Consider the following 12,791-nt stretch of genomic DNA (forward strand, 5'->3'; position numbering starts at 1 on the left):
CTCGTGACGATTCTGACATCAAGTCAGAGAACTGGCCGGGCGGTGCACACGCGGTGCACAGGGGTGGAAACAAGCGGGAACAGCGAGAACGACTGAGACGTGCCTCCGCGGTTCAGGGCCTGTTTCCAGGGCTCTCGCCCAGGTCGCCCAGCTCTGCTCTTTAGATGTCGAAGTACAGCTCGAACTCGTGCGGGTGCGGGCGGAGCTGGATCGGGGCGATTTCGTTGGTGCGCTTGTAGTCGATCCAGGTCTCGATCAGGTCGGAGGTGAAGACGCCGCCCTGCTGGAGGTACTCGTTGTCGGCCTCGAGGGCGTCGAGGACGGCCGGGAGGGAGGTCGGGACCTGGGGGACGCCCGCGTGCTCCTCGGGGGCGAGCTCGTAGAGGTCCTTGTCGATCGGCTCGGCCGGCTCGATCTTGTTCTTGACGCCGTCCAGGCCCGCGAGGAGGAGGGCGGAGAAGGCGAGGTACGGGTTCGAGGACGGGTCCGGGGCGCGGAACTCGACGCGCTTGGCCTTGGGGTTCGAGCCCGTGATCGGGATGCGCATGGCCGCGGAGCGGTTGCGCTGCGAGTAGACCAGGTTGACCGGGGCCTCGAAGCCGGGGACCAGGCGGTGGTAGGAGTTCACCGTCGGGTTGGTGAAGGCCAGCAGCGACGGGGCGTGCTTGAGGATGCCGCCGATGTAGTAGCGGGCGGTGTCCGAGAGGCCCGCGTAGCCCTGCTCGTCGTAGAAGAGGGGGCTGCCGCCCTGCCACAGGGACTGGTGGACGTGCATGCCGGAGCCGTTGTCACCGAAGATCGGCTTGGGCATGAAGGTCGCGGTCTTGCCGTTGCGCCAGGCGACGTTCTTCACGATGTACTTGAAGAGCATCAGGTCGTCGGCGGCGGCGAGCAGCGTGTTGAACTTGTAGTTGATCTCCGCCTGGCCGGCGGTGCCGACCTCGTGGTGCTGGCGCTCGACCTGCAGGCCGGCCGCGTCCAGCTCCAGGGAGATCTCGGCGCGCAGGTCGGCGAAGTGGTCGACCGGCGGGGCCGGGAAGTAGCCGCCCTTGTAGCGGACCTTGTAGCCGCGGTTGTTCTCCTCCGAGCCGGTGTTCCAGGCGCCGGCCTCGGAGTCGATGTGGTAGAAGGACTGGTTCGCGCCGGTCTCGAAGCGCACGCTGTCGAAGACGTAGAACTCGGCCTCGGGGCCGAAGAACGCGGTGTCCGCGATGCCGGTGGAGGCGAGGTAGGCCTCGGCCTTCTTGGCGATGTTGCGCGGGTCACGGCTGTACTGCTCGCCGGTGATCGGGTCGTGGATGAAGAAGTTGATGTTGACGGTCTTGTCGCGGCGGAACGGGTCCACGCGGGCCGTCGACAGGTCCGCGCGCAGCGCCATGTCGGACTCGTGAATGGCCTGGAAGCCGCGGATCGAGGAGCCGTCGAAGGCGAGTTCCTCGGCCGGGTCGAACGCCTTTGCCGGGATGGTGAAGTGCTGCATCACACCGGGCAGGTCGCAGAACCGGACGTCGATGAACTTCACGTCCTCGTCCGCGATGAACTTCTTGGCCTCGTCGGCGTTCTGGAACATCCAACTCCTCCTAGCCCGGTCACCGGTCGGCGGACGCGGGATTGCTACTCGGAACGCGACCATGTGCGGTGGCGCGTTGCCCGACCATAGGCAGGCGGGATTTCCCAAGCATGACCCATTTGTTTCGCCGAGGTTAACCGGCGCACGCCTGCCTTTATTCACCAGTGTGACCCATAAAGTGGCATTTTGGCCCGGGGTGGCGGGCCGTTCGTTGCGGCGCGGCGCCGAGTCGTTCCCCACCTCCGGGCTCGCCCCGGGGCCGGGCCGGAAGAGGGGCCGAACCGTCCCGTACCGGACCTCCGCGCAGCGAATGTATGCGGTCGCAGTACCGTGGTCGGGTGGACAACAGGCAAGCAATCGGATCGTGGATCTCCGGGCCCCGCGCGGCAGCCGAGGACATGGGCGTCGAGTTCGGCTACCGCGGGCAGCAGCTCGGGCTGCCGGAGACGGGGCCGGGCTCGATCGCGCGCCCCGGACGGCGCTTCGCCGCGCTCTTCCTCGACTGGGCGCTGTGCATGCTCATCGCGTTCGGGCTGCTCAGCGGCGGTCGGGCGCAGGCGGCGAGCAACTGGGCGCTGCTGGTTTTCGCGGTGCTCGGCGTGCTGACGGTCGGCACGGTCGGCTTCACGCCCGGCAAGCGGCTGCTCGGCCTGAGGGTGATCGCCGAGGGCGGCGGCCGGCTCTCGCTGCCGCGGGTCGTGCTCCGCACGGTGCTGCTCGTCGTGATCATCCCGGCCGTCGTGTGGGACCGGGACGGCCGGGGCCTGCACGACCGCCTCTCGCGCGCCGTACAGGTCCGCATCTGAGGAACCCGGCCCCTACGGGTTCCGGTCCGCCCTGAGGCCGTACGGGTCACGGGTCCCGCCTGCCCCGGGCCGCCCCCCCCCGAAGCGCGGAGCCGCACAGCGAAACGCCCCGGAGCCTTCGCCCCGGGGCGTTTCGTCGTTCGTCGGTGTGCCGGTACCGCCGGCCGGGCGCGGGTGCGGCCGGTCCGTGCGGTCATCGCGCCTCGTCGTCGCCCGCGGGCGTCCGCATGCCCTTCGGCATCCGGCCCGTGCGGACCGGCGTGTTGCTGATCAGGTCACCGCGGTCAGCGGGCCTTGCCGCCGCCCTTGGGCATCCGCATGCCCTTCGGCATCGGGCCCTTCGGGACCGGCATGTTGCTCATCAGGTCGCCGAGCGCCTTGAGGCGGTCGTTGACGGCCGTCACCTGGGCGCCGGGGAGCACGCGCGGCAGCTTCAGCAGCGTCGTGCGGAGCTTCTTCAGCGGCACCTGGCCCTCGCCGTCGCCCACGATGATGTCGTGGACCGGGGCGTCGGCGACGGTGCGCGCCATCCGCTTCTTCTCGGCGGCCAGCAGGCCGCGCAGCCGGTTCGGGTTGCCCTCGCCGACCAGCACGATGCCGGCCTTGCCGACGGCGCGGTGGACGACGTCCTGGCTGCGGTTCATGGCCACCGCGGGGGTGACCGTCCAGCCGCGGCCGACGTTGTCCAGCACCGCGGCGGCCGCGCCGGGCTGGCCCTCCATCTGCCCGAAGGCAGCCCGCTCGGCGCGCCGTCCGAAGACGATCGCCATCGCGAGGAAGGCCAGGACGAAGCCCAGGATCCCGCCGTAGATGGGGTGGCCGATCGCGAAGCCGATGGCAAGGAGAACGCCGAATACGACGATGCCTACACCAGCGACGACAAGACCGACCTTGGAGTCGACCCGACGGGTCATCTTGTAGGTCAGGGCGATCTGCTTCAGCCGCCCGGTGTTCTCAGCGCCGGCAGCGCCGTCTGAGTTTGCCTTCCTCGCCATACAGCGAAGTTTACGTGGCGTGCGGGCGCCCGGTCGCCGCGGCCTCCAGTACGAACTCGGCTTCGTGGCGGTCCTTGGCGCGGCGGCGGTCCTCCAGGACCGATGTCCAGGCGTTACGGCGGGCGGTGCGCTGTCCGCCGCGCATCAGGACGGCCTCGACGGCACGCAGTGCACCGGTGACCGAAGGGATGGGGAGGGCGGGATTGGCGCGGAGCGGCGCGGCCTGCATGGTGGGTGACTCCCTCTGAATCTGTTCGGAGAAGCAGGAGTAGGTGCGGGAGCGGTGCGTGCATCCATCGTCACGGAAAGGTGTTACCAACGGATGACCTGCCGGTCAAACACCGATGAAACGTTGACGCGGCCCCCACGCCCCCCGTCAGGGGGAGTGCGGGCCGCGTCCTCCAGCATGTGCCACGATTCACAAGACGGCGCGCCGGGGAAATCAAACCGCCTGACTGGACGCCTCGGCCTCGCGCCGCTCCATGGCCTGCTGGTAGAGGCGGCCGGCGCGGTAGGAGGAGCGGACCAGCGGGCCGGACATCACGCCGGCGTAGCCGATCTCCTCGGCCTCCTCCTGGAGCTCCACGAACTCGGCGGGCTTGACCCAGCGCTCGATCGGGTGGTGGCGCACGGAGGGGCGCAGGTACTGGGTGATCGTGATCAGCTCGCAGCCCGCGTCGTACAGGTCGTGCAGCGCCTGGCTGATCTCCTCGCGCTCCTCGCCCATGCCCAGGATGAGGTTGGACTTGGTGACCAGACCGGCCTCGCGGGACTTGGAGATGACCTCCAGCGAGCGCTCGTAACGGAAGCCGGGGCGGATCCGCTTGAAGATGCGCGGGACGGTCTCGACGTTGTGCGCGAGGACCTGGGGCCGCGACGAGAAGACCTCGGCCAGCTGCTCGGGGACCGCGTTGAAGTCGGGGATCAGCAGCTCGACGCCGGTGTCCGGCATCGCGGCGTGGATCTGCCGGACGGTCTCGGCGTAGAGCCAGGCGCCGCCGTCGTCCAGGTCGTCGCGGGCGACGCCGGTGATCGTGGCGTACTTCAGGCCCATGGTCTGCACGGACTCGGCGACCCGGCGGGGCTCGTCGCGGTCCAGCTCCTGCGGCTTGCCGGTGTCGATCTGGCAGAAGTCGCAGCGGCGGGTGCACTGGTCGCCGCCGATGAGGAAGGTCGCCTCGCGGTCCTCCCAGCACTCGAAGATGTTGGGACAGCCCGCCTCCTGGCAGACCGTGTGCAGACCCTCGCTCTTGACCAGGCCCTGGAGGTGGTTGTACTCGGGCCCCATCTTCGCCCGGGTCTTGATCCACTCGGGCTTGCGCTCGATGGGGGTCTGGCTGTTCCGGACCTCCAGACGGAGCATCTTGCGTCCGTCGGGTGCGACTGCGGACACGACCGGCGCCCCTTTCTGCTTACGCGGCATTCGATTCTGCGGCGTACACCAGGGTACGCCCGTTGATTCGCACGTCCTTACGTGCGGGGCAACCGCCTATGACGGGGTTGCATTCCCGGCGGCCCCGGGCGGACCCGGGCCGGGCGGCCGCCGGACCGTGGGGCCCGGACTGCGGCCGTCCGGTCAGACCGCGCGGGGGAGCAGTTCGGCGCCCTCCAGGACGTCCCGCAGGTGCTTCTCGGCGACGGGCAGGACCTCGGCGATGGTGATCTCGCGGCCCAGCTCGCCCGCCAGCGAGGCGACGCCGGCGTCCCGGATGCCGCACGGCACGATCTTGTCGAACGAGGTGTTGTCCGGGTTCACGTTCAGTGCGAAGCCGTGCATCGTCACGCCCTTGGCGACCCGGATGCCGATCGCGGCGAGCTTGCGGTCCTCGCGGCGCTGGCCGGCGTTGGACGGCGCGTACTCCGGACCGCTGAGCCGCGGGTCGAACAGCTCGTCCGCCACCCGCGGGTCGAAGTCGAGGTTCAGCCCGCCCAGGGCCGCCCGCTGCTCGACCGGGTCGCCCAGCACCCACACGCCGCTGCGGCCCTCGATCCGGGTGCCCTCGACGCCGAACTCGGCGCAGACCCGGATCAGCGCCTCTTCGAGCCGTCGGACATGGGCCACGACGTCAACCGGACGCGGCAGCTTCTGGATGGGGTAGCCCACCAGCTGGCCGGGCCCGTGCCAGGTGATCTTGCCGCCGCGGTCGACGTCGACGACCGGGGTCCCGTCCAGCGGGCGCTCGTCGTCGGTCGTACGCCGGCCCGCGGTGTAGACGGCCTGGTGCTCCAGCAGCAGGCAGGTGTCGGGTGCCTCGTCGGCGAACCGGGCGGCGTGCACCCGGCGCTGCTCCTGCCAGGCGGTTTGGTACTCGACGGCGTCGGCGCCGAAGCCCATGTGCACAAAGCGCAGCCCCTCGGGTACGGGGGTCGCCCCCCGAGAGATCGCAGTCACGGCAGCTCCTCTTCGAACCTCTGTTGCACTTTGCTGCAACGTTGATGCCACTTCGCGCCCATGCCACTGTACGGCCGCCCGCTCCGGAGCCCGCAGGCGGCCGGTGTCCGGCCCTCCCGTCCCTGCTCACACGATCGGATGAACGCGGGGAAGAGGCCGGGAACGGGGCCCCGAAGGCCGTTACATTCACGCCGTTCCACAAGGGCGATGAGCATGCCGGACAGGGTCCGCCGAACCCGGCAGCGGCCCGGAAGGCAGGAGACCGGTAAAGCTGATGACGGAACGACCCCCGCACCACACTCCCAACCGCCAGCTCGCCGCGCTCATCGCCGAGGCGGGCTTCTCGAACGCCGGGCTGGCCAGACGGGTGGATCAGCTCGGCATCGAGCACGGCCTCGACCTCCGCTACGACAAGACGTCGGTGACCCGCTGGCTGCGCGGCCAGCAGCCCCGGGGCACCACCCCCGCCCTGATCGCGGAGGTCTTCACCCGCCGGCTGGGGCGCCGGCTGTCCGCCCAGGACCTCGGCCTGGACGCCTGTGCGCCGGTGTACGCCGGCCTGGAATTCGCCGCGAGCCCCAGCGAGGCCGTGGACATCGTCAGCGGCCTGTGGCGCAAGGACTCCGGCAGCCACGCCGAGCTCCGCAAGATCGCCTTCACGCCGGCCGGGCTCGTGGTGCCCAGCCGCGACTGGCTGATCGGCCGCGCCGACGAACGGGTCGCCCGCGGTGAGCCGGCCCCCGCGGAGGCGGCGGGCCGGGTCCCCGCACAGGGCCGGACCACGGTTCCCCGGCAGCGCCGCACCGACCGCGTCGACCGCACCCAGGGCTCCAAGGTCACCTCCGGCGACATCGCGGCCCTGCGCTCGGTCGGCGAGCTGTTCCGGGCGCTGGACCACGCCTACGGCGGCGGCCACGCCCGGCAGGCCCTGGTGCGCTACCTGGAGCACGAGGCCGAGCCGATGCTCCGCGGCAGCTACGGCGAGGCCACCGGCCGCAGACTCTTCGCCGCCGCCGCCGATCTGACCCGGCTCGCGGGCTGGACCTCGTACGACATCGCGGCCCACGGGCTCGCCCAGCGCTACTTCGTCCAGGCCCTGCGGCTGGCCCAGGCCGCCGGGGACCGGGCGTACGGGTCCTACGTCCTGGTGACCATGAGCCGGCAGGCCGTCTACCTGGGGCACGGCAGGGAGGCCGTGCAGCTCGCCCGGGTCGCCCAGCAGGGCATCGGCAGCAGCGCGCCGCCCGCCGTGCAGGCGCTGCTGCACTCCGCCGAGGCCCGCGGCCACGGCGTCCTGGGCGAGATCCGGGCCTGCACGACGGCGCTGGCCCGCGCCGAACGCGCGCTGGAGACCGTCCGCCCCGGCGACGACACCCCCTACTGGGCGCGCTTCTTCGACGAAGCGCAGCTCGCCGACGAACTGGCGCACTGCCACCGCGACCTCCAGCAGTACCGCGCCGCCTCCCAGCACGCCGAGCGCTCCCTCCAGCTGCGTGCGGCCGGCTTCGCCCGCAGCAGGCTCTTCTGCCGGGTGGTGCTGGCCACCGCGCGGCTGGGCCTGGGCGAACTGGAGCAGGCCTGCACGCTGGGCGCCGAGGCCGCGCTCCAAGCGTCCGAGATGCGCTCCGTACGGGCCCACGAGTACGTCAGGGAGTTCGAGCGCCGCCTGGAGCCCTACCGGGACGCGGCGCCGGTGCGGGGCTACCGCGAACGGGTGGCGGCGCTGGGCTGACGCCGGGCCGGCGCCCGGCTCAGGCCGCCGTGGGCAGGGTGTCCGGTTCCGTGGTGAAGGCCGGCAGGCCGAAGTCCTGGAGGAGCGCGCGGGCGGCGCGGCGGCCCGAGTTCAGCGCGCCCTGGAGCGTGCTGGTGTCCCGGTGGTCGCCGCACACATAGAGCCCGGAGAGCACCCGCACCGTGCGCTCCGGGTCGTGCGGCGCCGGCATCGCGGGAACCGCGTACGGGTCGTGATGGGCGGTCAGCAGCTGCCAGTCGTCGGTGTGCGCGGCGTAGATCCGGTCGAGCTGGGGGCGGATCGTCTTGTCGAGCACGGACGGCGGCAGCGCCGCCGCGGCGCCGAGCACGGTCGTGGTGACCAGGGACCGGCCCGGCGGGGTCCGGGACGGGTCGATGGCGCCGGCGGCGTAGCTGTAGGCGACGGCGCCGTCCGTCGGCAGGACCAGGGCCGTGTCGCGGGACGGCGCGCCGTCGCAGGACGCCGCGGTGTGGTGCAGGACGGCGACCGGATGGAACGCGGGCACCCGCAGCCCCGGCAGCAGCTCGGCCGCATCGCGCGCGCCGGTGGCCACCACCACCGCCCGGCAGGGGATGGGGCCGTGCTCCGCGGTGCTGACACCGGTGGTGGAGACGGCCGTGACCCGCACGGACGTACGGACCGTGCCGGGCGGCAGCGCGGCGGCGAGCAGCTCGGGGACGGCCGCGGCGCCGCCGGCCGGCAGCCACAACCGGCCCTGTGCGAAGGCGCGAAGGGCCGCCGCCCCGCCCCGGCTGGAACCGCGCAGCTGGGGGTCGCACAGCAGCGCCGCCAGCAGCGGCCGCAGGAACGCGTCGTGGCCGCGGTGCGGGAAGGCGGGGCGGCTCGCCAGGGCGTCGCGGATCGGACGGTCGGCGGACGGGGCGTGCGGCCCCGGGGACGGCGCGGTGGCGGCGTCGGCGCGGCGGTCGGCACTGCGGACCGTGCGGCGCTCCGCGGACGGCAGGGCCCGCCGGTCGGTGAGGCGCACGGACTGACGGTCCGTCCGGCGTTCCGCGCGGCGGCCGGCCCGCGAGAGGGCGCGCGCCGCGGACAGCGCGCCTTTCGCACTGCGGGGCGCGCTGACGCGCTGCGTCCGCTGCCCGTTGTGGACGCTCAGGCCGGGCGCGAACGGGCGGAGCGTCAGATCGCCGAGGCCCGGCGTCCGGCGCAGCTCGGCGACGGAGACCGCCAGCGGCCGGCCGCAGCGGTCCAGCCGGAACCCGTCGAGGCGGTCGGTGGCGGACCGGCCGCCGATCCGTGGCGCGGCCTCCAGGACGGTGACGGACACTCCGGCGCCGGTCAGATGCCGGGCGGCGGCCAGCCCGGCCGGACCGGCCCCCACGATGACGACGTCCACGGCCGATGCGGTGCGCAGCACATGCCCCTCCCGAGGTCGGTCCCGACGACGGCGCGCCCGAGTCGTGCCCGGTGCCGCCGTGGGGGATACCGAGATGAGGCGTGCGAGGACGGCGGGGCGGTGACGTTCGACAGGGGGCGTCCGGGGGCGCGTGCACCGCGCCCCTTGGCCAAAGCTTCCCGTGCGACGCTGCGGCTATGCCGCCCGGAGGGCGTTGTGACGCGTACGACTCCACGGACCGGCCGGCCGGTCCGCCCGGACGACCCGCGGCCGGACGGCTACGCGGCCCGGACCGCCTCGATGATGCGCGGATGGGCGAACGTGAAGCCGGATTCCAGCAGCCGCTGCGGCACGATCCGCTGGCTGCCCAGCACATCGCCCGCGAACTCGCCCAGGGCCGCGCGCAGGACCGGGGCCGGCACGGTGAACAGCGTGGGGCGGCGAAGGACATGGCCCATCACCGCGGTGACCTCGCGGTTGGTGACCGGCTCCGGGGCCGTCAGATTGACCGGCCCGGTCAGCTCCCCGGTGTCGAGGAGGTGGCGCAGCGCGCTGATGTGGTCCGCCAGGGAGATGAAGCTCCAGTACTGGCTGCCGTCGCCGAGCCGGCCGCCCAGGCCGAGCCGGAAGAGCGGGAAGAGCCGGCCCCAGGCGCCGCCCGAACGCGCCACGACCAGCCCGGTGCGGGCGAAGACGGTACGGATGCCCGCGTCCTGGGCGGGCTTCGCCGCGTCCTCCCAGGCCACACAGAGCTCCGGCAGGAAACCGCGGCCGGCCGGCGCGCTCTCGTCCGTCCGCCGGTCGCCGGTGTCGCCGTAGTAGCCGATCGCGCTGCCGCACACCAGGACCCCCGGCGGGGCGTCCATGGCGGCGAGCGCCGAGGCCAGGGCCCGGGTGCCCAGGACCCGGCTGTCGCGCAGCTCCTGCTTGTAGGCCGCCGTCCACCGGTGGTCGCCGACCCCGGCCCCGGCCAGGTGGACGACCGCCCCGCAGCCGGCCAGCCCGGCGGTGTCGACCTCCTGCGACCTGGGGTCCCAGCGCACCTCGTCGGCGGCCGAGGGCGCGCGCCGTACGAGCCGGACGACGTCATGGCCCTCCGCGCGCAGGGAGCGTACGAGCGCCGTGCCGATGAGTCCGGTCGAGCCGGTGATCGCGATCCGCATGGGGCCATACTGCCCGCACCGGCGGGCCGGCGGGGACATCCGGGCGGGACCCCGCGCGCGCCCTACGGCCTGAAACGGTCCCAGAGGGTGGGGAAGCGCTCCGCCATGGTCCGCTCGTCGTCGAAGTCGAGGTAGCTGCCGAGCGGTTCGCGCGGCGGCGGGGGCAGTTCCAGATCCGGCATCACCCCGCCGGTCATCTGCTCGTACGCCTCGTCGGCCGCGTAGCCCAGCTCCTCGGCGTCGCCGTCGACCCGCTCGTCGAAGTCGTCGAGCAGCTCGGCGAGCTGGTCCGGGTCGTGCAGCGCGCCCTCGAAGACCTCCCGGCCCTGCCCGATCAGCCAGCAGCGGAAGTAGTCGAAGGCGTCGTCGCTCGCGCCGCCCAGCAGCACGGAGGCCGCGGCCCACAGGTCCCAGGAGTAGGCCCGGTTGTAGCGGGCCTCGAAGTGGCGGGCGAAGTCCACGACGGCATCCGGGTCGAGCCCGAGGAGCCGCTCGACCAGCGCGTCGGCCTGCTCCTCGGGGTCGCCCTCGGCGGCCTCGCGGGAACCGTCGATCAGCTCCCAGAACTCCGTCTCGTCCATCACCGCTCCAGCATCTGCCCTGCCGGGGCCCGCCGCATGCGGAGTACCCCGGATGCGACGGGGTCGTTATCCGGATCGGTGACGCGGCGGGCGCGCCGGTGACGGGGTGTTCGGATCGGTTCGCGCACGCCGGCCGGTCCGCCGCCGGGTGACCGCCCCAAGGATCACTCGTTGGACGGCGTGCAACGACCGAACGACGCCAAACCCACCATTTCGCGGAGGGCTGTTCCAGGCCATGCCCATGGACGAACGCACCCGGGCCGATGTCGAGCGGGCCGAGGCGGCCATCGTCGAGCACTATCCACGGCTCGTCCGCCTCGCCTACCTCGTCCTGCCCCCGTCGATGGGCCGCCACCGCCGGGTCCTGACCGCGCACGGACTGGTCCAGCGGGCACTGCCGCGGGCCCGGCTGCGGCGGCCGGACGGCGGGCTGCCCGCCCAGCGCGGCCCGGCGGCCGAGTCGGGCTACGACGGGGTACGGCTGCGGGCCCTGCGGCTGGCGCTGGCGCACGAGGCACGGGCGGTACGGGGACCGGCCGCCATGCCCCAGGTCTGGGGGCTGCGGCTCTTCCCGCGGGCCGGCGGCGCCGAGGAACTCGCCCTGGACCAGGCGCTGTCCGCCGTCCCCGCGCCGGTACGGGCCGCCCTCGGACTGTGGCAGCTGGAGGGCCTCGACGAGGACGCCGCCCGCAGCGTGCTGGCGCGGGCCGGGGTCGAGGATCCGGACGCGGCACAGCGGGCCGCCGCTCAGCTGGACCGGGAGACCGGGGCCGGCGCCGGGGCGCTGCTGAACTCCGCGGAGTTCGACCCGTGCACGGTGCAGACGCGGCCCACCGACCTGCTGCGCCGCCGGCAGCGGGTGCGGGTGGCGCTCGCGCTGGCGGCGGCGCTGGCGGTCGGCGCGGCGGCCGTCGGGCTGTCGCGTGGTGACGGGGACCGGACCGGGCACCCCGAGACCGCCGCGGAGCGGGCGCTGGACCCCGGGCGGCTGCAGCGCACCCCCAACGAACAGTGGGCCGACACCTCCCGGGTGGACTTCACCGCCTGGCCCGCCCGTGGCCGGCAGGCCGGCGACCGGGAGCTGCTGGGGCGGGCCCTGCGGGTGTGGGCGGCGCCGCCCGCCGACACCCGGATCGTGACCTCGGCGGACACCTCCACCCGGCCGCCCGACCACCCGCCGCAGCTGCTGTACGCGGGCCTGATCGACAACGTGCGGGTCGTGGTCCTCCACGACGGCGAGCGGCTGGTGCGCTACGCCGAGCCCGAGGACGCCACGCCCACCCTGCACTTCGCACGGGTCGACGGCGCGGACCCGACCACCGGTGCCGCGCTGGTGATCGGGCGCGGCAACGGCTGGATGCGCTATCTGCTCGCGCCGTGGATCTCCGAGGTCACCGTCCGCGACCTGCTGGCACCGGCCGCCCCGGGGCACGGGCTGCACGTCGCCCCCGACGGCGTCACCGACCGGATCCCGACACCGCCCGAGGGCGGCACCGGCTGCGGACACTGGCCCGCGGCGCAGTTCCGGCCCTCGGCCCGCATCGGGACGACTGCCGCGAGCCAGCCCTTCCTGGTGACCGACCTCGACGACCTCGTCCCCGCCCGCCTCACCTCCCCGCCGCCCGGCGGCGCCACGGCGGCCGGCACGGAGGGAGCGACCGCCGCTCCGGCCCTGCGGCGCTGGGCCCGTACGGGCTGCTCGCTCGGGGAGCTGCGGGGCGCCGGCGTACGGTCCGTCGGCAACTGGGCGTTCGCCGAACAGCGCCTCCCGGAGGGCGGCGGCAGCGCGACCTGGCTGTGCACCCGCGCCGACACCTGGCGCGGCCCCGGCAGCGCGACCCTGACCTTCCTGCCGCCCGCCGGCCCCGGCCGGATCGCCGGACGGGCCGCGGACACCGCCGCCTGCGGCCGCTTCGGCGGTCCCGTGGTGGGCGACGTCCGCTGGCGGGCGAAATCCGGCACGTGGTACCTGCTCGCGGCCGGCAGCCACGACGTCGGCGGCCTCGACATCACCGGCGGGGCGCGGGCCACCGGTGCGGAGAACACCCTCGCCGCCCCGGCGGGGCCGGACGCTCCCGCCGAGGTCACCGGGCGGCTGCCCGGCGGGGGGAGCGTGCGCGCGCTCCGTCCGTAGCCGCCTGCCGGCCCGACGGAGCGGCTCACCGAAGGCCGCC

General features: G+C 73.6%; 11 protein-coding genes. 3 read left to right on the plus strand and 8 right to left on the minus strand.

Features of this window, described 5'->3' with window-relative positions; translation table 11 throughout:
• Nucleotides 1–160: 160 nt before the first annotated feature.
• A complete protein-coding gene (gene glnA, locus K7396_RS26220) occupies nt 161–1,570 on the minus strand; it encodes a type I glutamate--ammonia ligase (protein ID WP_086715079.1) in 1,410 nt (469 codons plus the stop codon).
• A 338-nt stretch (nt 1,571–1,908) separates the two neighbouring features.
• On the opposite strand from glnA, the gene K7396_RS26225 reads away from it, so the two are divergent.
• Complete coding sequence (locus K7396_RS26225; RefSeq protein ID WP_223660211.1) at nt 1,909–2,376, plus strand: RDD family protein; 468 nt, start codon at nt 1,909–1,911, stop codon at nt 2,374–2,376.
• 284 nt (nt 2,377–2,660) lie between these two features.
• On the opposite strand, the gene K7396_RS26230 is transcribed toward K7396_RS26225, so the two are convergent.
• The 4 genes from K7396_RS26230 to lipB all read right to left on the minus strand — a co-directional run bounded on the left by K7396_RS26230 (nt 2,661) and on the right by lipB (nt 5,706).
• On the minus strand, nt 2,661–3,371 hold the full coding sequence (locus K7396_RS26230) for a DUF4191 domain-containing protein (protein WP_086715074.1): 711 nt from the start codon (nt 3,369–3,371) through the stop codon (nt 2,661–2,663).
• 10 nt (nt 3,372–3,381) lie between these two features.
• Complete coding sequence (locus tag K7396_RS26235) at nt 3,382–3,600, minus strand: SCO2195 family GlnR-regulated protein (protein ID WP_086715072.1); 219 nt, start codon at nt 3,598–3,600, stop codon at nt 3,382–3,384.
• Nucleotides 3,601–3,813: 213 nt separating this feature from the next.
• Nucleotides 3,814–4,764, minus strand: coding sequence for a lipoyl synthase (gene lipA, locus K7396_RS26240; protein WP_086715070.1), 951 nt, complete (start codon nt 4,762–4,764; stop codon nt 3,814–3,816).
• Nucleotides 4,765–4,947: 183 nt separating this feature from the next.
• Entirely contained in the window at nt 4,948–5,706 is a 759-nt protein-coding gene (lipB, locus tag K7396_RS26245) for a lipoyl(octanoyl) transferase LipB (RefSeq protein WP_086715068.1), read from the minus strand.
• 331 nt (nt 5,707–6,037) lie between these two features.
• Here lipB and K7396_RS26250 point away from each other — a divergent pair, with 331 nt between their 5' ends.
• Nucleotides 6,038–7,495: a regulator gene (locus tag K7396_RS26250; protein ID WP_086715066.1), complete on the plus strand. Its 1,458-nt coding sequence runs from the start codon at nt 6,038–6,040 to the stop codon at nt 7,493–7,495.
• Nucleotides 7,496–7,514: 19 nt separating this feature from the next.
• Here the strand turns inward: K7396_RS26250 and K7396_RS26255 are convergent, their stop codons facing one another.
• From K7396_RS26255 to K7396_RS26265, 3 genes are all read right to left on the minus strand, one after another.
• The gene (locus K7396_RS26255) at nt 7,515–8,894 is read right to left on the minus strand and encodes an NAD(P)/FAD-dependent oxidoreductase (RefSeq protein WP_086715064.1); all 1,380 of its coding nucleotides are present in this window, start codon (nt 8,892–8,894) and stop codon (nt 7,515–7,517) included.
• 257 nt (nt 8,895–9,151) lie between these two features.
• The gene (locus tag K7396_RS26260) at nt 9,152–10,036 is read right to left on the minus strand and encodes a TIGR01777 family oxidoreductase (RefSeq protein ID WP_086715062.1); all 885 of its coding nucleotides are present in this window, start codon (nt 10,034–10,036) and stop codon (nt 9,152–9,154) included.
• A 62-nt stretch (nt 10,037–10,098) separates the two neighbouring features.
• Nucleotides 10,099–10,617: a DUF4240 domain-containing protein gene (locus K7396_RS26265; protein ID WP_086715060.1), complete on the minus strand. Its 519-nt coding sequence runs from the start codon at nt 10,615–10,617 to the stop codon at nt 10,099–10,101.
• A gap of 241 nt (nt 10,618–10,858) precedes the next feature.
• Between K7396_RS26265 and K7396_RS26270 the strand changes: the two genes are divergently transcribed.
• Nucleotides 10,859–12,751 carry a hypothetical protein gene (locus K7396_RS26270; RefSeq protein ID WP_086715058.1) on the plus strand — a complete coding sequence of 631 codons (1,893 nt, stop codon included), beginning with the start codon at nt 10,859–10,861 and terminating at the stop codon, nt 12,749–12,751.
• Nucleotides 12,752–12,791 lie beyond the last annotated feature (40 nt).

The organism is Streptomyces angustmyceticus (genome assembly GCF_019933235.1).
Classification (GTDB): Bacteria; Actinomycetota; Actinomycetes; order Streptomycetales; family Streptomycetaceae; genus Streptomyces; species Streptomyces angustmyceticus.

Bases quoted from the DNA above. Each gene is read 5' to 3' on its own strand.
- glnA (WP_086715079.1), bottom strand. From the start codon at position 1,570: ATGTTCCAGAACGCCGACGAGGCCAAGAAGTTCATCGCGGACGAGGAC.
- K7396_RS26230 (WP_086715074.1), bottom strand. From the start codon at position 3,371: ATGGCGAGGAAGGCAAACTCAGACGGCGCTGCCGGCGCTGAGAACACC.
- K7396_RS26235 (WP_086715072.1), bottom strand. From the start codon at position 3,600: ATGCAGGCCGCGCCGCTCCGCGCCAATCCCGCCCTCCCCATCCCTTCG.
- lipB (WP_086715068.1), bottom strand. From the start codon at position 5,706: ATGGGCTTCGGCGCCGACGCCGTCGAGTACCAAACCGCCTGGCAGGAG.
- K7396_RS26250 (WP_086715066.1), top strand. From the start codon at position 6,038: ATGACGGAACGACCCCCGCACCACACTCCCAACCGCCAGCTCGCCGCG.
- K7396_RS26260 (WP_086715062.1), bottom strand. From the start codon at position 10,036: ATGCGGATCGCGATCACCGGCTCGACCGGACTCATCGGCACGGCGCTC.
- K7396_RS26265 (WP_086715060.1), bottom strand. From the start codon at position 10,617: ATGGACGAGACGGAGTTCTGGGAGCTGATCGACGGTTCCCGCGAGGCC.
- K7396_RS26270 (WP_086715058.1), top strand. From the start codon at position 10,859: ATGGACGAACGCACCCGGGCCGATGTCGAGCGGGCCGAGGCGGCCATC.